Here is an 18247-nt window from a genome sequence, read left to right as displayed (position 1 = left end):
CAAAGCGCTCTACGAGCGGCTCATGGCCAAAGGCAAGCACAAGAAGCTGGCCCTGATTGCCGTCTGCAACAAGCTGCTCAAGCAAGCTTACAGCGTAAACCTCTAGCATCCATAACATTATGATTGTCGAACATTAATTTCTTGCCGACTCACAGTGGCAAGTTATGCACTGCGTGTTGCCAGTATAACGCAAACCGTGGCTGTGCCTGCGGCGCGTAGTGAACGTGGTACGTGTGCCGCACGGGTCGCCAGTGGCGCAACTTGCCGGCCCAGTACCCTGCCTGGTCGGCCGACTATTACTTCTACTGCCGTCAGCGGACGGGCTCGTGGCAGCAGCTCAACACGCTGGTCAACGCCCTGGACCGGGTGGCGCACGGATGCGAAGCGAACCCGAGCCTACTCGGCGCCGACAGCCGGCGTGTGCGTTTAGCCCCCGCATCTGCGAGCACCGGAACCTGGACTGGGGCAATTGGGTCAATGGGCGTGAGCACCAGATCCTGGTCGATACCGGCAGGGGCATATAGTTGGCCCAAGGGCACGCGGCCAACCAATATGACTACGCGGCCGTGGCCCTGTTGCCACACCACCCCTGATGGGCTTAGCGCCTGCACACGGTGTTGATTGACAACGGCTACGGCGGCTGCTTTGCCCGGCACAAGGCCAAGCTCCGGGTGCAGCACGAATGGGCCAGCCGCTCACGCTCGTCCAAAGGCTTTGTGCCTGTGGCCAGGAGATGGGTGAAGGAACGCACCTTACAATGGCTCACCAGTTTCGCCGCCTCGCCTTCGATTACGAGTACACGCCAACCACGTGTTTTAGCTGGTGTAGCCAACAGCATGTTTTACCTCAACCGGCAACCTTACTTTAGAGTTGATGCGGATTAAGTGTTGAGTTTGACGGGCGCGCAGGCGCGATACGCCCGGAGCGGGCTGCGTACGCGCAGGTTGTGCAGGGCGCAGGCGGCGAGCATGACCGGGTCGCGGCGCCACTCGCCGCGTAGGCGCAGCGTTCCGGCGGCCATGTGCAGGCGCTTGATGCCGCTGTGGGCGTGCTCGATGACCACGCGCAAGGGGCTCAGCAGCTGGTTATAGAGTCGCTGGGCAAAGCTCAGCTCGCCCTTGGGCGGCTTTTTGTGGGGCCTCTCCACCACGACGCCGGCCGGGGCGTGGCCGAGCAGGCCCAGGTCCTGGCGCAGCACGCTGCCCGGCGGCAGGGCGAGCGGGTATTCATCGGCCATTTTCTTGTCGTGCACGCGCCCGCCTTCCGTGGGCGAGAGGTAGTGCACGTACTGCATGGCGTCGCACAAGGTCATGTTTTTGAGGTGGTGGGCTTTTTTTGGCGCTGTATTCTTCCGCTTGCCCATTCCGGTTCTGGTTGCGCGGCACCCCGCGCTCTACCCCGTCGTAGGCAAAGACCTTGTCCGGGTGCCGGGCCAGGTGCCGCGCCAGCTCGGCCCCGTCGCGCACGGGCCGCAGCCCGCGCCGCTGCAGCACCTGGTTCAAGACGCCCAGCAAGGCCGTGGTCAAACGGCTCACGCGCGTTTGCGAGACGCCGAAGCTGGCGGCCTGGTGCTCTTGCAAGGCGGTGCTCTTCAGGTAGGTGAGCAGGAAGAAGAGCTTCACGTCGCTGCCCGCTAGCGCGGTGTTGGCCCGCTCACCGTGCGCGGGCAACCGCCGCTTGGCCCCGTCCAAGGTGTGCCAGCGCTGGTACTGCACCCAGGCCGGCGCGAAATCAGTCAGCAAGTCGTCAAACTCGGCCACGTGCAGGCTGGTCAGGGCCACAAACTGCCGCGGCCACTCGCGTATGGCTACGTAATCCATCCCCAAAGCTACGGCCAATCCTCTCGGGATAACTTAGCAGTCTTTTCCGCATTATGTCTATGGTATCATGGAGAGGGAAAAATAAAGTAAATTTCCATTGAGAAGCCTAAGAGCTGGTTTGCAGTCGAATATTCCGGGACCGGTTGCCATCCTCAATGCCGCACGCCAAGCGGCTAAAGGGTTGTTGAAGCGATTCACCCGATGGGCTCGCGGCCTACTGCTTAAGGGCTGGATAATGTCGGCCCATGCGCGGTGAACGGACGCGTAGTGGCCGAGCCCAGACCTCGTCAAAGCCGTCTCCTGAACTTTCCAGCCTTGTGGCACGACATCAAACTTCCGCAGCAGGGGAGGGGCTTCATTCTCGTTTAAATCGCGCCGGGCGTATCCGTGTGGGTTACCCGGCCATTTCCCCGTCCGTAGCAGCACCCACGTACCCAGGGCAACCATCGGTAGACTGAGCGGCGGTGGTCTAAAGCGTGGTTTAGCCGTATAGCAGGCGATGATTCAGACGACGCTCAACTGTGGCAAGTGCGGTAGCACGGCCCTGCGCAAGAACGGCAGCAGCCGAGGTAATGCGAAGTACCTGTGCACGGCTTGCCGCCACCAAGCCGTCTTCGCGCCGGCCGCCCCGCGCAAAGCGGCCAAGTACGCGCAGGTGGAAAAGCTCTTGCGCGAGCGCGTTTCGCAGCGGGCCACGGGCGTGGCGCGCATGAAGATTTCAAAATTGGCAAAGCAAAGCCCGCTCGCCCCCGCCCCCGCCTAGCTGCCTGCGCCCGCACCGCGTGAAAGAGCTCGAACTGGACGAGATGTGGACGTATGTGGGCTGCAAAAAGCGCAAAAAATGGCTCTGGCTAGCGGTGGAGCGGCACTCGCGCTGCATCGTGGCCTGGGTGCTCGGCAGTCGCGGCCGGGCCACGGCCCACCGGCTCTGGCCGGCGCTGCCCGCGGCTTACCGCACCGGCACCTGGTACTACACGGACGAGTGGCGGGCCTACAAAGGCGTGCTACCCACCCGCGTCCATGAGGCGCACCCAAAAGGCAGCGGGCAGACCAGCATCGTCGAAGCAATCAACTGCGCCGTGCTCGTGCGCAAATCCTGTTGCTTCAGCCGCTCGCTGGCCATGCACCGCGTGCGCATTCAGCGCGTCATTGACGAGCACAACCGTACTTGCACCACGCATTAAACCACTGCCCCCTGCGCGGCTAACTCTTCAAAGGCCACGGCCACCGTCTGGCGGTGCACGCCCAGCAACGAGGCCAGCGTCCGGGCACCGGGGAGGCGGCTGCCTCTAGGCAGCAGGCCTTGCTGCATCAAGTGGATCAGGCCCGTGCTCAGTTGCTGGGTGAGCGTGGCGGTTGAGCACCAGCAGGGTTTGGTAAGGAAGCATCAACGGGGCAACTGGCTGGGTGCTATTCCAAAAACTGGACCATATCAACCAGCTAGGAACCTGATAAGTTTGCTGCAGTTTACTTTTAACCAACATTTCGGCTCATGTCCGCTTCCTCGCCTCCGTTTTACATCTAATCCGTGCTGGAAACCGAGCGCCTTCGTTTGGTGCCCCTGAAACTCACTGACTTTTCCGAGTTGTACGTCGTGGCCACCGACGCCCGCATTTGGGAACAGCCCCCGACGCTTGATCGCTAATAACTGGCAGTGTTCGAGGCGTGTTTCGATGGGACGCTCCGTAACAGTGGCGCCTTCGTGATTGTGGCCAAATTTCCCACTATAGCGGTTTCGGGAACCGTTGCCCACACTCTTCGGCTGATATCGCTAAACAGCCGCACTGATTTCGTTCTGGGGCTTCGGGCTGAACCATAGGAAGGCGCAAGTCCGGGCTACGGGCCGGTTACGCCGTTCGCGAAACCGCTATGGTTTTAAAACAATCTTTCAACGAAGGCCTATGCCGCCCACCTTGCTAGTTCTCGGACTTGCTAGTAGGTCGTTGAAGAAATAAGATATACTCTCCGATCGGCGACGCTATAGTGTAAGCATAGTCAATTGCGTCAATCCAACTATTAGCAACTGACTCAGAAATCAAAACACCAAGTTGAAAATCGGGCAAATGAAACACGTGCGAGGGTTAATTTTCTCACTTCTCATGTTACTTTTTTTAAGTAATCCGCAGGCTTTTGGACAAACCTCAAACGCTTTTGTGGCAGATAGTTTAGATCGCTACATGCAGCAGGCACTCGATAAATGGCAAATACCCGGCGCGGCTGTTTGCATTGTGAAAGACGGCATCGTGTTGGCTCAAAAAGGATACGGAGTGAGCAATTGGAGCACCAAAACCAAGGTTGACGAAAAAACAGTTTTTCCCCTGGCGTCCATCTCCAAAACATTTACTGGAACACTCTTCGCTACGTTGGAAGCTGAGGGAAAAATATCCATCAATGACCCGGTTAAAAAATGGTTGCCAGAGTTCAGCATGCATGATAAGCTGTATGAGCAGCAGGTTACGCTTGCTGATGTGTTGTCTCATCGGTCGGGCTGGAAAACCTTTCAAGGCGATTTACTTAACACCGAATCCAACTTGACATATCCAGAAATGATTCGTCTCTTTGGCAAGCAAACGCCTGCCTATCCTATTCGGACCAGGTTCGGGTACTCTAACTTCGGCTTCATGATAGCCGGCGAAAGCGTCAAAAATATCACGGGACAAAGCTGGAATGCTTATTTGCAGAACCGCCTGCTTTGCCCGTTGGGCATGAGCCGCACCTTGGTTTTCGAAGAAGGCATCAAAAAAGAAACGAACAAAGCAGTGGGCCACACCCTGGTGAACAAAGCTTTAACGGTGCTGCCGCCCGACAAAATTGAGCCCTACAGCCACGGGGGGATGTACGCAAGTATTCAGGACTTGGGCACTTGGATGAAGGTTTTGCTTAACAAAGGATACTTAAACGACAAAAGCGTTATTCCCGAGAACGCCGTCACAAAAATGTGGCTGAGCAACACCATCATTGGTAAATCAAGGGCGGCAGACCGCGAGATGTATTTCAAAACGTACGGTTTGGGATGGGAGATCATGCAGTACCAAAACGTTGAAGTAATGCAGCACAACGGGGCATACTCCGGGGCCCTGACTTCGCTGGCACTGGTGCCAGGACTGAAGTTGGGCATCGCCGTACTCACTAATGGGGATAATCACCTGTTGCATGAAACCCTTAAATGGCAGGTGATTGATGCATTCATGCACAGAAAAGCACCCAACTACACGCTTGCCACGATTGAGCGGCAGAACCAGCGAAAGACAGAAAATGATAAACAGAAGGAAAATCAAACAGCGGCCGAAAATTTTACTGTCAGCTTCGATGCCCTTGTGGGAACATACGTTTGTGATTACTACGGCAAAGCCTTCATTAGCAAGGAGAAGAGCGAGTATGTGCTGACCCTGGAACATCACCCTTCGCTAAAAGGGGTTTTGTCACCCCACCAAAAGGAGAAGCTCACCTGCACTTACAATCATCCCATGTTCGGCAAAGTCCAATTTCCATTCGTTATTGAGAAAAACGGGGTGAAATCCTTTACGCTTTTCGTGGATGGATTTGTGGAAGCAGACGGCTATGAGTTCAAAAAAGCAAGGTGAATCGCGACCATTGCATTTAGTATAAAACGCGCAGATGTTGTATTACGGGCTTGGCTTGGATACTCACTCGTTGCGGGTGCAATTCAAAACTTCGCAGGCGGGTTACGGAGCAGGTTGGTGACGAGGCCAAACTTGCCGCTTTTGTAGGCCACGCGCAGGCGGAGCATGTTGTCGCAGCTATGGTAGGCCCAGCGTTGGCCAGAGCGCTTCATACGCACCTGCAGCACGGTGCGGTGGGCGGCCTCGAGTGTGCCGCTGCCGATGAAGAGGCCGACAGCGGCTGGCTGAAGATTTATTGGGCGGCCTACCAAGACTGTAAGCAGTGCCCGCTCAAGGCGACGTGCATACCCACCGCTCGGCGCAAGCAACTCACCCGCACGGCGTATGACCCGCCGTACCGACGGGCGTGGGCCTGGCAGCAAAGCCGCCATAGTCAGGCCATGCGCCGACGATGGCAAGCACGGTCGAGTCCGTCTTCGGCAACCTGATCCACCACCAAGGTCTCAAGTCGGGTCAATACCCGCAGCCGCGCCAGCGCCACAAGACGATGCGGCTGCACCACCCGAAAAGTCGGGGCGCTTGACCAAGCCGGCTCCCACCATTAGCGGATGATCGAGCAGGCACAGTAGCGCAAGCAGGAAGAAGTGCGTCGATAGCAACAGTCGTTGCGCTGGTCTGCAAGCCAGACCTAAAACTTTGCAGGCAAAACGGGTTACTTGCCGCCTGGAAAATCTAGTCGCTCACCCGCATAAGAAAGCCGCAGGCAGTGCCGTGGGTTGTCGCAATAGAGCATCAATAAAATAGTAATGAGAAGTCTATAAGCCTTTGGCCGCAATGAGCTGTTGAATGGGCAGAAAAAGCGGGTTCGGCAAGGCCATAGGGTCAAACCACTCCCAGCCTAAGCACTTAGTAGGCTCCGCGTTAACGACCACCCCTTCCCATTGTGTACACTCAAAAAACAGCGTAACATAATGCTTATTTTCTTCCCTGAAAATGTCATTCGTAAAATAATAGGGGTGTAGTGCAAGGCAATTCAACGTTGTTTCTTCCTTTACCTCCCGCTTGGCCGTTTGTTCTAGCTCTTCTCCGGACTCAACGTGTCCGCCTGGAAACGACCAAGTAGCGGCCCCATGGGAGCCTTTGCGCCGCCCTAGTAGCACGTGCCCCTGCGCGTTGCGAATAATAATGCCGACGCCGACTTGGACTAATGTATTCATTTAGGTGTAAAGGGGCCGAGCTTGTAGCAGCTATTTTACTCATTGCTCCACAAACGGCAGCAATGCTTGGTGTTCAGGCCGTGGAAACCCGTTGGTTGACATTGTTCTCAGCAATGATTGGAGCGCATCGTGGAACGCGTTGGTGTTGAGCACGCCGCAAAGTTTATGCTGATAAACTATTAGAGCCCAAGTCGGGGTGTCATAGATATATTATAAAAATATAAATATCCATGAGCAAGACCAGAAAGGCATCGGCCAGTTCGACAATCAAACTGCTACCAAGCAAATACTCGTATGTGTTGCAATATAAGTCAAAATCGTAGACCATGTACGTTGTTTGTGGTACTCACCAAAAACTAGACGGCTTAAACGGGGCTTGTTAACCCAAGTTGCGGAGGGCTAGACCACCTCACAATGTGCCTGTTGGTAACTTGCCGGCCAAGTCTTCTACCCAATTTACCCGCCCCGCCTTCCAAATCCTCTACGACAGCATAGAACTACGTGGAGGTTAAACGTTTGTGAACATGACCGAAGTAAAGTCCATTTGGCGAGCCGTTGCTGATGAGCCGCTGCCGCACGAACTGTTGCTGCTCGGTGACGAGAACCCGGCGCTACTCGCTGCTTACCTGCCGCAGAGCCAAATCTATCTGCTTGGAGCGCCCAGGACGCCAATCGGCGTGTGCGTGCTGCAAGTACGTCGCGAGGAAAGCGAAATAATGAATGTGGCCATCGCCCCGGAGCACCAAGGCCAAGGGCTGGGCCGGCGCTTGCTGCAGCACGTGATCGGCGAAGCCCGGACTCAGGCCCCACGAAAGCTCCTGATCAAAACCGGGAATTCCGCCATTGGACAATTGGCTTTGTATCAGCAGCTAGGCTTTGAACTAGAGGCCGTCCATTACGATTATTTTCTGCGCCAATACCCACAACCCATCTGGGAAAATGGCATCCGGTGCAAGCATCAACTGGTGCTGGCCTTAGCTCTGCATGACGTATCTCCTTCTTTCGATTTTGACCTTGGTTAAGAATTTGCTTCCAAAGTCAAACGAGTAAAAACGGCCCTTCGAAGGAAAAAAAGGAGGGTCACCGCAAGTTTCTGCTGCTTATGGGACCTAAGCAGTAACAGCGCTTTGCCTGGTTCTACTGCTGCTTCGCTCTGCTTTCTCACACACTCTCTACGGCCGGTGTTGTTCTTCTTCCGCATGACCTTACTAGTTTCGTGGCTGTTGCAGAACTCCGCGACCTAAATTTCCTATTTTGGTCTTGTGGTTGTCGTTTGCTGGGTATCCGCGCCCGTAGTTTTCTCCAGTGGACTTTCGGAGCCTCCGCTGGCGGGCGCAGGGCCACGGCGAGGCTGCTGGCCTAGCGGGGTTGGTGCTTGAGTAGCTTCTTGAGGTTATAGCCTACTGCCACCAGGAGCATGGCTTTATGCGTCCCGGCTTTGCCTCGCGTGTTGACCCGACTTGAGGCCATAGTGGTGGATCAAGCTGCCGAAGACAGGCTCGACGGTACCTTGCCAGCGTATGGCCTGGCCGCGGCGGCTCTGCTGCCGGGCCCAGGCCCGCCGGTACGCTGGATCGTAAGCGATTCGGGTGACTTGCTTGCGCTGGGCGGTGGGTACGCACGTGGCTTTGAGCGGGCACCCCATGCAGTCTTGGTAGGCCGCCCAGTAGATCTTCAGCCAGCCGCCATCGGCCGTGGTATCGTACTTCTTGAAGGGCAGTGGCTTGCCCGCTGTGCACGTGCAGGTATCCGCGCCGCGTCGTACGTGAAACCTCCCACCACCGGTTTGTATTGGCCGAAGACCGGAGTCCAGGGCGTACGTAAGGCCACGCTCTGTCAGAAAGGTGTAGTTGAAGCCGTTGGCGTAGCCGGTATCGCACAACACGTTGCACCAGAGCAGGTCTTGAGCGCGCAAGCGCGGCAGCAGCCGCTGTACCATGCCGGGCAGATGCCGACTGTCGCGGCTGTCGGTAAAGTCCGCCTGCTCGTGGTTGATCACGCCACCGGCCGCGTCCACGGCCAGGCTACAGAGGTAGTTGAGGACCCGCACCTTGTCGGGCTTAACCGAGACGCGCGCGTCCCGATCGGTGGGGCTGTAGTGAGTCTTGTTGCTCAGCACCCGGGCTTTGGCATGCGTGGCGCCCAAGGCGCCGGGGTTGGCTTGCCGCCGCGCCCTCCGTGGCGTTCGCGCGTTTCTCCTGCAGGCCCTTCAGGGCGGCATTGGCTTTCACTGGGGCCGAATCTAGCGCCTGTGTGCCGCCGATAATCAGTTCTTCGTCCAGGTCGTAGCTGAGGAAGTAGCGGATGTCCAGCCGCAAGGCGCAGGGCTCGACTAGGCGCCGGTCGCTGACAATGTTCTCCGGCCGCCCGGCCAACAGCAGCTGGAAGAACACGACCGGGTCAAGCGAGGGCTGGCCCGTATGGTGGTAGAGTGCAGCCGTGGCGTTGCAGAGGAAACGCAGGTCCAGCAACTCGTCCAAGCGCCGGTACAAGTTGTGCTTCGGCACCCGCTCCGAGAGCCGGAATGAAGTAATGGGCTGCTCCAGGTACTGCTTCTTGCCTTGGATACCTGCTACGCACAGCAAGGCAGCAGGGAGTCGGAGCTCTGCAACAGCCACGAAATCTTTTTTGGAATAGACGCTTAGCGCTTATGGAGAGGCGGCTTGGGGCTTCGTAACGAGCAGCAAACGACCCATAAAAAAGGCGGGCCAGTAACATTGCGGCGCAGGAACTGAGGCTGCCCAACCACTGGTACTGTTGAGCTCCGCGGCTCGCGGCAGCAATTTCTCATCAAACAGAGGCCATTCCCATTACTCAGGCATGACTTTAATCTGCAGATGGACAGTCGAGAGCTCCGGCAGGAGCCATCACCGAAGCAGCGGGCGCATGGCCGTTGCTGGCGGTCCTCACATCATTATGTGAAGCGGGGCCCTGCAACGGCAGCCTTGGATCGGGGTCCTGTGCCTAATTGAACTTTCACTGCCGAACCGTCATGCCCCAACGCTTGCTTTTGCCCCTGTTCACGGCCCTTCTCAGCCTGAACGCCTTCACCACTCCGCCCGCGGCCGACGACCTGGCCACTCTGGGCGACGAGTTCGACAACGCCGCCCCCGGCCAAGGGTTGCTGCAGCAATACGTGCATCCTGCGCGTGCCTAAGCCGGGAATCTCGCGCCGGAGTGCCAGCACCAGTTCCAACAGCGACTGATCGTGGGCGCGCTGCTCGCGTTGCTCTTTGCGGAAAAGGCTTGTCGGCTTACATCAAACAGATGACACAGCCGGCCGACACTCACTCGTGCCCGGTCACTGCTTCTCAGCTGTGCGACCGTTTGGTGCCAGACTTTTTTCAAATCGGGATTTTCAACTCTTGCTCGAACACCCCGATCAGGGTGATCAAGGCTAAGATGACCAGGTTAACTTCCGGCAGCAGGTGCGTAAGGTCCTGGTTGCGCTGCTGCAGCGCCTGAGTGCCTTTGTTTCTGGGTGCGGGTCGTGGCGGGCGCAACGAACAAGGCCGTCTGGATCTTGCGCTGGTATTGGCTGCCCCAATTGCGCAGCGTACAGCTGTTATGGATGTCCAGGTCCGCCATGACTTGGCGAGGATCTTCCCCGCCGAAGAGGAGGCGGAACGCCGCCGTTTCCTTGAGCTGCTCGCTGCACTGAAAGCGCTGCAGCAGGTTGCGGATGTGGTCTGGCATGCGGACAGTTTTGAAGGAAAAGCTAACCTATGCCAGGACAAGACAGAGTGCGAACCCCTCTGCAACCATCGACACGAAGACCTCTACAACCTCCTGTTTAAATTGCTCCGACAACAGCCGCTTTAAACACCTTTGCTTCCTAGGCCTCTACTTTTTTTCTTCTGCAAACCATGAGATCCTTATTTCTTTACTTCGGCCTGTTGTTGGCTGCGGCAGCTCCGCACACCGGCGTAGCGCAGCCGACCGCAGCCAGCGCTCCGCCGGCCCTCATTGACCGCGAGCTGCTGTTTGGCGACCCGGAAATTTCCGGCGCCCAGCTTTCGGCCGATGGCAAGTTTATGTCGTTCATCAAGCCCTACAAAGGCACCCGCAACATCTGGGTAAAGGGCCTGAACGAGCCGTTCGAAAAGGCCCGCCCCATGACTAACGACCAGGCCCGCCCCGTGCGCGGCTACTTCTGGAGCCGCGACAGCAAGTACCTGCTGTACAGCCAAGACAAGGGCGGCGACGAGAACTTCAACATCTATGCCGTAAACCCGGCCGAAACCCCGGTCGCCGGCCAGCCCGTGCCCACGGCCCGCGACCTCACCGGCCTGAAAGGCGTGCGCGTGCAGCTCATCAACGCGCCCCTCTCCGATCCCAACGCGCTGTACATCGGCCTGAACGACCGAGACAAAGCTTGGCACGACCTTTACAAGCTGAACTTGAGGACCGGCGAAAAAACCCTGGTGCGCCAGAACACCGACCGCCTCGACGGTTGGGTGTTCGACTGGAACGACCAGCTGCGGCTGGCTTCGCGTTCGAACCCGGACGGCAGCACCGAATGGCTGCGCGTGGAAGGCGACAAGATGACGCCGTTCTACAAAACGTCGATTGACGAGCAAAGCAACATCGTGGGCTTCACGAAGGACAATCGTAACGTATACCTCGTCACGAACCAGGGCAAAAACCGTGACCTGGCCGAAATTGTGTTGCTCGACCCCCTCACCGGCAAGGAAACGGCCTACCAGGCCGATCCGTTGAAGCGCGTGGACGTAGGCGGCCTGCGCCTTTCAGAAAAAACACGCGAGCCGGTGTACGTGAGCTTCGAGGACGACCGGATGCGCCACGTGTGGAAAGACAAGGCCCTCGAGCAGGATTTTCAGCGAGCCAGCGCCCAACTCAAGGGCCTGGACGTGTCCCCCGTATCAAACACCACCGACGAGCGGCTGTGGCTGTTGGCGGTCAGCTCGGCCACCCAGCCCAGCGTGGCTTACCTGTTTGACCGCCAGACCAAGCAGCTCACTAAGCAGTACGAAACCCGCCCCAATCTAAAATCGGCCGACCTGGCCGACATGAAAGTGGTGCGCTACAAGTCGTCGGATGGCTTGGAAATTCCGGCGTACCTAACTTTGCCCAAGGGCGTGACCGCTAGGAATTTGCCGGTTATTATCCTGCCGCACGGCGGGCCCTGGGACCGCGACAGCTATGGATTCAACGCTTACCACCAGTTTCTGGCCAACCGCGGCTACGCGGTGCTTTCGCCTAACTTTCGCGCCAGCACGGGCTACGGCAAAAAATTCCTGGAAGCCGGCAACGGCGAATGGGGCCGCAAAATGCAAGACGACCTGACTTGGGGCGTGAAGTACCTCATCGCCCAGGGCATTGCCGACCCCAAGAAGGTGGGCATCATGGGCGGCTCGTACGGCGGCTACGCCACGCTGGCCGGTGTGGCCTTCACCCCCGATGTGTACGCGGCCGGCGTGGCCATCGTGGCGCCCTCGAACCTCACCACGCTGCTGAACGCCATCCCACCCTACTGGGAAGCTGGCCGAAAGCAGATCTACGCCCGCATGGCCGACCCCAGCACCGAAGCCGGCCGCGCCGAGTTGGCGCGCATGTCGCCGCTGAACGCCGCTGATAAAATCAAAACCCCGCTGATGGTGGTGCAGGGCGCCAACGACCCACGCGTGAACAAGGCCGAAGCCGACCAGATAGTAGTGGCCCTGCGCGACCGCAGCTACCCAGTGCAATACCTCGTGGCGCCCGATGAGGGCCACGGCTTTGCCCATCCCGTAAACAATATGGCCATGCTGGCTGCTACCGAAAAATTTTTAGCCCAGCACCTAGGCGGCCGCTACCAGGAAAGCATGCCCGAGGCCGTAGCCAAGCGCCTACAGGAAATCACCGTCGACCCGAAAATGGTGCAGCTAGCCAACGAAACAACGAAACGGCGGTGAAGTAAATCTCAGATTTTAATCATAAAAAAGGCCTTGTTTCATAAGCTTGTCCTTACCCAAAACTTAAGAAGCGCCGGCCGGTAGGCCGGTGCTTCTTATTTAGCTGGCGGGTGCCGTCGCGCCCGCTGCCCCGGACCTGGAACCGCTTTACGCGGCCATTTGAAAGCTGCAGGTGGAGAACCAGCTGCTTACTCTACCCTACTGAATTCTAGCGCATAAAAACGGAGCGTTCCGAGCTTTAAGGTTCCTATACATCTCCGCTCATCCCGCCCCGTGAAGCAGTGCCTCAATGCCAAACTTAAACTCGTCGTGAAGTAAAAAGCGAAAGCAGCTAAGTAGTTTGCAGCATGAAGCTGGCCTTGACCGAAACGGAGCGCGCGCACCTGCGGCAGCTGCAAAAGCAGCGGCGCGATGACGAAGGCTACGTCAAGGTCACGGTCGTGCTGATGCTGGATGCGGGCTGGGGCGCCGGGCACGTGGCGCAGGCGCTGGGCCTGGACGACGGGACGGTGTACCGCTACGCGCAGGCCTGGCAGCGCTTGGGCGTGGAGAAGTAACTGCTGCACGAGCGCCCCGGCTACTGGGGCCTGCTGCCCTCGGCGGGCCTGGCCGCCTTGTGCCGGGAAGTGGAGCAGACGCTTTACACCGATGTGCGTGCCCTCGGCGCCTGGTTGCAGCGCCAGTGGGGCGTGGCCTACTCCGTCTCGGGCCTGACGCAACTCTTGCACCGGCTGGGCTTTAGCTACAAGCTTACTACGCCCGTCCCCTGCGAGGCTGCCCCCGAGCGCCAAGCCGCCTTTCTGGCCGACACCTTTTTCCCGCTGCTGGCCCAGGCGGAGTCGGGACAGGCCGTGGTGTACTTCGCCTGGGCGCGGCGCACCCCACCCACAACACGCGCTCGACGCGGGTGTGGACCCGCACCGGGCAGCCCCGGCCGCTGCCCACCGTCAGCGGGCGTGAGCGGGTGAACCTGAACGCGGCCCTCAACGCGCACTGCCCCACCCAGGTGCACCTGCACGAGACGGATTGTGTGAACGCGCAAAGCACCAAGGCCCTGTACGAGCAGCTGCTAAGCGCCCATCCCGGCGAGCAGCCGATATACGTCGTCTGCGACAACGCCCGCTACTACCGCAACCGGGAACTAGCCGAGTGGCTGCAAGGTAGGCGCGTGGTGCAGGTGTTTTTGCCGCCCTACGTGCCCAACCTGAACCTGATTAGCGCTTGTGGAGGTTGCTGCGGCAGAAGATCATCAACCCCTGTTTATACCGCACCAAGGGCGCGTTTCGGCAGGCGGTACTCGGTTTCTTTTCCCGGCTCGACGAGTTTGGGCAAGACCTCGCGTCCTTACTGACGCTTAACTTCCACCTCTTCGAGTCGCACAACACTCTGTGACGAGTTTAAAAGCTCGAAGATAGGTGATTACTGCGCTCGGAGCTAAACTTTGGCGGCTTCCAAGTTCTCGAACAAGAACAAATCGAGTTGGTTGCCGATACGGTGCTGCAGGTCCTCAATGGACAGTTGGCCGAAGACGTCCGGCGAAACCACCTGCCCGATGGAGCGAAGCCCAGCAGCCATGATCAGCGGCGACCACACCTTTCGAATCCAGTCGTTAGCTTCGGCAAAGGTGCCCCCGGACGCGATGGTCGTTGAGCAGCTTGGCGCAGGGCTGGGCGCGCAGCATGTCCAGGTGGCTGAGCCCGTCGGTCATCGCCGTGATCAAAGTTTGTCGGTCCACCCACTGGGCGTGGACCCAACCGTTGGCGGGCAGGTACTCCAAAGTCAAGAAGACGCTGCCGTCGCCGCGGCGCAGGGTGTGTTGCATGAACGGCTGGCGGTTGATGGTAGCCGCGCCTTGCGGGCCGCCGGCGGTCAAGGTACGGCCGGGGTGGGAAAGCGGATGCGGGAAGCGCTGGCTGTCTCGCTGCACAAGGTAACGACCGCCGTGCTAGCCGCTCTGAGAACCCCTTTTTACCCTTCCTGGACTCACCTGCTCGGCCGGCCCGCGAGCAACCCAGCTGTTTTTAGCCCTGCCCCGGCACCTTCGTCGCAGTCCCGACCGTGTTGATCCCGGGTCCTAATCGCAGTCATTGGTATTCGAACTGGGTGCTCGAAGCGAAGTGAGCTGCGGCTGTAGAAGTGGCATTATCCTATGTTCGCCTACCCACCGTAATAGCGGCTGCAGCAAAGGAAAAGGGAGGAGTAAGATTCCTCCATTATGGGGCGTTCGAGCTCGTTTAACATGACAATCCCCTCCCTTTTCCAGGGCTACTTCGGACAGTTCCATGAGGCCTTAGAGCCTGTATCAGGATAACGCAAGATCCCCTGGAAATCCTTTCTCCCTTTTGTTCACCTCCTTGCTTGCTTTCCGCTATGGCTCCCCAACCGCCCCTCTCCGTTGTCGGCATCGACGTTAGCAAAGCCTCGCTGGCGGTCTGTTACCAAGTGCAAGAGCAGGTCCAGCACGTGGAGGTGCGCAACTCGACAAGCGGCTACGAGCAACTGCTACGCGCGTGCGGCACCGGCTGTTGGTTTGTGTTTGAGGCCACGGGCACGTACCACCTGGCCCTGGCCTACTACCTGCACGAGCACGGGGCGCGGGTGAGCATCCTCAACCCGCTGGTCATCCGGCGCTTCATTCAGATGCACCTGAGCAAGGGCAAAACCGACCGCAAGGACGCGCAGTGGCTGCTGCGCTACGGCCAGCAGCAAACGCTCGTGGCGTGGCAGCCGGAGGAGACGGCGTTGGTGGAATGCCGGCAGTTGGAACAGGCGAGCGAGTTGCTGCTCAAGCAAAAACGCATGATCAGCAGCGCGCTGGAAGCGTTGCAGCAGCAGCCGGTCATTTGCCAATCCGCGCTCACCCAGTTGCGGGAAACCCTACAGGGGCTCACCAAGCAGCTACAAACGCTGGAAACCGAACTGCTGGCCTTGCTCGAGCAGCGGTTTGGCACCGACATGACGCTGCTGTGTTCTATCCCGGGCATCGGGCGCAAGACGGCCGGCATGCTGCTCTTGTTCGCCAGCGGGTTTGCGCGTTTAACGAACTACCGGCAGCTCATCGCCATGGCCGGTTTGTCGCCGCGTGAGCACAGCTCCGGCACCAGCATCCGCGGCCGGGTGCGCATCACCAAGATGGGCGGCAGTTTGATCCGCAGCAAGCTGTTCATGTGCAGCTTATCCGCCGCCAAGCGCAACGCGGCCTGTCAAGCGCTCTACGAACGTTTGGTCAGCAAAGGCAAAAACCGCAAGCTGGCCTTGATTGCCGTCTGCAACAAGCTGCTCAAGCAGGCCTTTGCCATCGTACGCTCGGGGACGGCTTACCAAGCCGACTTTGGCCAAAAAACAACCAGCATCGCTTGACTTTCAACACAGTTCATGTTCAGTAGAATGTTCCGGCCTCAGCGCCTCCCTGATTTAAGCTCGGACGTTTAATTTTTGTGCCAAACTTTTAACCAAGGCCAACCCCTGGCGTGAAGGGGATGCGGTACCCCATAAAGGAAAGTGCCGAACCCTCACGCGGCCACAGGGTGGCGGCGGGCGGCCAGGGAAGACCGCATTGAACTGGCGCCTAGGTTACCGGGCCGCCTCGAAGGCGCCCGCCATCAACTCCTGGTCGCTGCGCGAGAGCTGGTAGCGGCTGGCCACCTCCGGCCATTGCCGCACCGCGGCCACGACCTGCGCGAGCACCGATTCGACCTGCGCCGCCGACAGACGGAAGTAGGGCGCTACCTCCCGGGCCAAATCGAGGTCCAGTGCGTTGTCGGTTTCGGAGATGTTGAGCTTGAGGCCCTGCCCGTAGCGGATGGGGTTCAGGTCGAACGCCGGCGCGAAGCGCCAGCCCTTGGGCGTGAGCAGAAAGCCGTGGTTGCGCAGGTGGTCGTCGGTGTTGGAGACGCAGATGTTGAACACGATGCGCCGCCACAGCTCCGTCAGGTCTTCGGCCACCTGGGCCCCCTGCTGGATGAGCAGGCCCGCCAGCTCCAGGTAGCTGGCGCCCTCGGCGTGGCTGGTACCGTCCTGGTAGCCGAGCAGGGTCATGGCGGAGGCAAAGTGCAACCGCTCGCCCGCCGTGGTGCGGTCGAAACGCTGAGACAGGTACGTGTGGTGCCGGCTGCTGAAGCGCTGGGCGCGGCCGGTGGCTACCCGCAGGCCCGCGGCCCGGGCCAGTTCGTTCACTACGGCTTCCCAGGCGCCAACGTCGTGCTCGTCCTGGCCGCTGGGAAACTTGGCAATCCAGAGCTGCCCGTGCTCGTTCACCACGCTGGCTTTCGGCCGGGCCCCGCCCAGCGAGGAGCCGGGGGCTACGAGCATAAACAGCCACTTGAGGTAGTCCGGGTCCTGGGGGGCGTCCATCCGCTCCAGTTGCAGACTCGCGTGTTCCAGCTCCCGCAGCGAGGTCCACGGCGGGGCCGCCATGGCTCGGTTGTCGTTGAGGAACGGGCCGGCCGGGTCGGTTTTGAACCGCAGCCCGCCCATGCGGTGGCCGTCGAACACGCCCAACAGGTAGTCCGACTCGAGCAGCGTCCGCTCCGGGCGCGCCTGCTGCCGGGCCAACGCGGCTTCGCGCCGGCGCATGAGCAGCCGCCCCCAGCGGTCAGGCGAGGAGTCCAGGAAGAGGCCGAAGTTGGATTGGTCCTCCGCTAGGTACTGCGGCCCGGCGTACAGCTGCAGCGCCGGGTCCAGCGCCTGGGCCTGGGGCAGAGCCAGCCACTGCGCGTCATAAGCGAAGGAAAACACCTCCTTGCCCCGCACCGGCACCGCCGAGAGGGTGCCCATCAGCGGAGGGCCGGCGGGCAGGCCCTGCCAGTCGGCGTACACGTAGACCTGGCGGCGTTCAGCGTTCTTGGCCATGGGGCTACTCCGGGGAAGAATGCTTGGGGGCCCGGGCGCCGACCGTCAGTTCCGCGTCCTGCAGCTTGCGGCCCAGCACGTCATCGGCGGCCAGCTGCAGCACGGTTTTTTCCAGGCCCAACACGAACAGCACCTGCAGGTAGCCGCCCAGGCTCACGGTGGAGGCACCCTGTTCGATGGCGGTTAACGTTTTGCGGCTGATGCCGGCGCGCTCCGCCACCTGGGCCGCGCTGAGCTTGCGGCGCAGGCGGGCCAAGCGGATGTTCTCGCCCGTCTGGGTCAGCAGCTGCTGCAAGCGAGGAAGCAGGATGACGGGGACTTTGGCCATAAGGTGTAATATAATAGGCAAAAATAAAAGAATTTGCGCATTATATTACGCATTGTGAGTCCTGCTGAAATTCAGAAAAGGCGGATTCTTCGGCTGCGAGGTTGCCAAGTGCACAAATGCTTCCCTTGGCAATCACCAACACGCACCCCGTGGGATCTGTGCCAAGGGTACAACTGCTGCGCTGCTCAGCCTGGTGCTCCACTAAACCCGGCTGGGAGTGCGGACAATTATACAGTCAGCAGCGGATGGCAGGCTACGGAGAATACGCAAAGTGGAAGCTGCTCGATGCCTGTAGCCGGTGTGCTGAACGGCAGTAGACGTAACGCGGTGACTTATAAAATCTCAGAGTTGGGCGGTGGCCAGGCTGTGCAGGACTCCGCTGTGCTGCGGTCCTGACGGACAGCTCCCGCTGGTCGCTCCCTTTCCATCCCTACCGCAATCAGATGGAAGGTAGTTGAGCACATCCAGCGATGTGACGTGGTGGTAAGCGCTCCGGGGGACGTGCTCACCCGCACCGCCAACTAAGGGGATA

Annotated in this window: 23 protein-coding genes and 1 pseudogene; 13 read left to right on the top strand and 11 right to left on the bottom strand. The window is 59.3% G+C overall.

Features of this window, described 5'->3' with window-relative positions:
* Positions 1 to 106: pseudogene (locus ACE191_RS21430) on the top strand (IS110 family transposase); the annotation flags it as partial.
* 508 nt (positions 107 to 614) lie between these two features.
* The gene (locus tag ACE191_RS21425) at positions 615 to 884 is read left to right on the top strand and encodes a hypothetical protein (RefSeq protein ID WP_400194300.1); all 270 of its coding nucleotides are present in this window, start codon (positions 615 to 617) and stop codon (positions 882 to 884) included.
* On the opposite strand, the gene ACE191_RS21420 is transcribed toward ACE191_RS21425, so the two are convergent.
* Entirely contained in the window at positions 881 to 1312 is a 432-nt protein-coding gene (locus ACE191_RS21420; RefSeq protein ID WP_400194299.1) for a transposase family protein, read from the bottom strand. The genes ACE191_RS21425 and ACE191_RS21420 overlap by 4 nt on opposite strands.
* Positions 1227 to 1820 (bottom strand): transposase family protein, encoded by a 594-nt coding sequence (locus tag ACE191_RS21415; RefSeq protein ID WP_400194298.1) that lies wholly within the window; start codon positions 1818 to 1820, stop codon positions 1227 to 1229. Before ACE191_RS21415 ends, ACE191_RS21420 begins: the two co-directional genes overlap by 86 nt.
* Positions 1821 to 2319: 499 nt before the next feature.
* On the opposite strand from ACE191_RS21415, the gene ACE191_RS21410 reads away from it, so the two are divergent.
* Both ACE191_RS21410 and ACE191_RS21405 read left to right on the top strand, forming a co-directional pair.
* Positions 2320 to 2583 (top strand): hypothetical protein, encoded by a 264-nt coding sequence (locus ACE191_RS21410; protein ID WP_400194297.1) that lies wholly within the window; start codon positions 2320 to 2322, stop codon positions 2581 to 2583.
* Between the two features lie 19 nt (positions 2584 to 2602).
* Positions 2603 to 3004 carry an IS1 family transposase gene (locus ACE191_RS21405; RefSeq protein WP_400194296.1) on the top strand — a complete coding sequence of 134 codons (402 nt, stop codon included), beginning with the start codon at positions 2603 to 2605 and terminating at the stop codon, positions 3002 to 3004.
* Here the strand turns inward: ACE191_RS21405 and ACE191_RS21400 are convergent.
* Entirely contained in the window at positions 3001 to 3156 is a 156-nt protein-coding gene (locus ACE191_RS21400) for a GntR family transcriptional regulator (RefSeq protein WP_400194303.1), read from the bottom strand. The genes ACE191_RS21405 and ACE191_RS21400 overlap by 4 nt on opposite strands.
* 763 nt (positions 3157 to 3919) lie before the next feature.
* Between ACE191_RS21400 and ACE191_RS21395 the strand changes: the two genes are divergently transcribed.
* Positions 3920 to 5404 (top strand): serine hydrolase domain-containing protein, encoded by a 1485-nt coding sequence (locus ACE191_RS21395; protein WP_400194295.1) that lies wholly within the window; start codon positions 3920 to 3922, stop codon positions 5402 to 5404.
* Positions 5405 to 5487: 83 nt separating this feature from the next.
* Here ACE191_RS21395 and ACE191_RS21390 read toward each other — a convergent pair whose 3' ends face one another.
* Both ACE191_RS21390 and ACE191_RS21385 read right to left on the bottom strand, forming a co-directional pair.
* Entirely contained in the window at positions 5488 to 5616 is a 129-nt protein-coding gene (locus tag ACE191_RS21390; protein ID WP_400194294.1) for a hypothetical protein, read from the bottom strand.
* A gap of 603 nt (positions 5617 to 6219) precedes the next feature.
* Positions 6220 to 6621: an NUDIX hydrolase gene (locus ACE191_RS21385; protein WP_400194293.1), complete on the bottom strand. Its 402-nt coding sequence runs from the start codon at positions 6619 to 6621 to the stop codon at positions 6220 to 6222.
* Positions 6622 to 7145: 524 nt separating this feature from the next.
* On the opposite strand from ACE191_RS21385, the gene ACE191_RS21380 reads away from it, so the two are divergent.
* Positions 7146 to 7643: a GNAT family N-acetyltransferase gene (locus ACE191_RS21380; RefSeq protein WP_400194292.1), complete on the top strand. Its 498-nt coding sequence runs from the start codon at positions 7146 to 7148 to the stop codon at positions 7641 to 7643.
* A 401-nt stretch (positions 7644 to 8044) separates the two neighbouring features.
* On the opposite strand, the gene ACE191_RS21375 is transcribed toward ACE191_RS21380, so the two are convergent.
* Both ACE191_RS21375 and ACE191_RS21370 read right to left on the bottom strand, forming a co-directional pair.
* On the bottom strand, positions 8045 to 8767 hold the full coding sequence (locus ACE191_RS21375; protein WP_400194291.1) for a transposase: 723 nt from the start codon (positions 8765 to 8767) through the stop codon (positions 8045 to 8047).
* Complete coding sequence (locus tag ACE191_RS21370) at positions 8682 to 9206, bottom strand: transposase (RefSeq protein WP_400194290.1); 525 nt, start codon at positions 9204 to 9206, stop codon at positions 8682 to 8684. Before ACE191_RS21370 ends, ACE191_RS21375 begins: the two co-directional genes overlap by 86 nt.
* A gap of 407 nt (positions 9207 to 9613) precedes the next feature.
* Between ACE191_RS21370 and ACE191_RS21365 the strand changes: the two genes are divergently transcribed.
* The 6 genes from ACE191_RS21365 (at position 9614) to ACE191_RS21340 (ending at position 13887) form a co-directional block, all read left to right on the top strand.
* Complete coding sequence (locus ACE191_RS21365; RefSeq protein WP_400194289.1) at positions 9614 to 9778, top strand: hypothetical protein; 165 nt, start codon at positions 9614 to 9616, stop codon at positions 9776 to 9778.
* 308 nt (positions 9779 to 10086) lie between these two features.
* Entirely contained in the window at positions 10087 to 10443 is a 357-nt protein-coding gene (locus ACE191_RS21360; RefSeq protein WP_400194288.1) for a hypothetical protein, read from the top strand.
* A 44-nt stretch (positions 10444 to 10487) separates the two neighbouring features.
* Positions 10488 to 12536 carry a S9 family peptidase gene (locus tag ACE191_RS21355; protein WP_400194287.1) on the top strand — a complete coding sequence of 683 codons (2049 nt, stop codon included), beginning with the start codon at positions 10488 to 10490 and terminating at the stop codon, positions 12534 to 12536.
* Between the two features lie 347 nt (positions 12537 to 12883).
* Complete coding sequence (locus ACE191_RS21350) at positions 12884 to 13093, top strand: hypothetical protein (RefSeq protein ID WP_400194286.1); 210 nt, start codon at positions 12884 to 12886, stop codon at positions 13091 to 13093.
* A gap of 69 nt (positions 13094 to 13162) precedes the next feature.
* Positions 13163 to 13504, top strand: coding sequence for a winged helix-turn-helix domain-containing protein (locus tag ACE191_RS21345; RefSeq protein ID WP_400194285.1), 342 nt, complete (start codon positions 13163 to 13165; stop codon positions 13502 to 13504).
* Positions 13444 to 13887, top strand: a complete 444-nt coding sequence (locus tag ACE191_RS21340; protein WP_400194284.1) for a transposase — start codon at positions 13444 to 13446, stop codon at positions 13885 to 13887. Before ACE191_RS21345 ends, ACE191_RS21340 begins: the two co-directional genes overlap by 61 nt.
* Positions 13888 to 13970: 83 nt before the next feature.
* Here ACE191_RS21340 and ACE191_RS21335 read toward each other — a convergent pair whose 3' ends face one another.
* Both ACE191_RS21335 and ACE191_RS21330 read right to left on the bottom strand, forming a co-directional pair.
* Positions 13971 to 14111, bottom strand: coding sequence for a hypothetical protein (locus tag ACE191_RS21335; RefSeq protein ID WP_400194283.1), 141 nt, complete (start codon positions 14109 to 14111; stop codon positions 13971 to 13973).
* Between the two features lie 34 nt (positions 14112 to 14145).
* A complete protein-coding gene (locus ACE191_RS21330) occupies positions 14146 to 14358 on the bottom strand; it encodes a hypothetical protein (protein WP_400194282.1) in 213 nt (70 codons plus the stop codon).
* Positions 14359 to 14906: 548 nt separating this feature from the next.
* On the opposite strand from ACE191_RS21330, the gene ACE191_RS21325 reads away from it, so the two are divergent.
* On the top strand, positions 14907 to 15896 hold the full coding sequence (locus ACE191_RS21325) for an IS110 family transposase (protein WP_400194281.1): 990 nt from the start codon (positions 14907 to 14909) through the stop codon (positions 15894 to 15896).
* Between the two features lie 213 nt (positions 15897 to 16109).
* Here ACE191_RS21325 and ACE191_RS21320 read toward each other — a convergent pair whose 3' ends face one another.
* Both ACE191_RS21320 and ACE191_RS21315 read right to left on the bottom strand, forming a co-directional pair.
* Positions 16110 to 17387, bottom strand: coding sequence for a type II toxin-antitoxin system HipA family toxin (locus ACE191_RS21320; RefSeq protein WP_400194280.1), 1278 nt, complete (start codon positions 17385 to 17387; stop codon positions 16110 to 16112).
* Between the two features lie 4 nt (positions 17388 to 17391).
* Complete coding sequence (locus tag ACE191_RS21315) at positions 17392 to 17715, bottom strand: helix-turn-helix transcriptional regulator (RefSeq protein WP_400194279.1); 324 nt, start codon at positions 17713 to 17715, stop codon at positions 17392 to 17394.
* Positions 17716 to 18247: the final 532 nt, after the last annotated feature.

It is taken from the genome of Hymenobacter sp. B81 (assembly GCF_044628455.1).
Classification (GTDB): Bacteria; Bacteroidota; Bacteroidia; order Cytophagales; family Hymenobacteraceae; genus Solirubrum.
The sequence above is the reverse complement of the archived record's forward strand: the minus strand, read 5'-3'. Positions and strand labels throughout refer to the sequence as shown.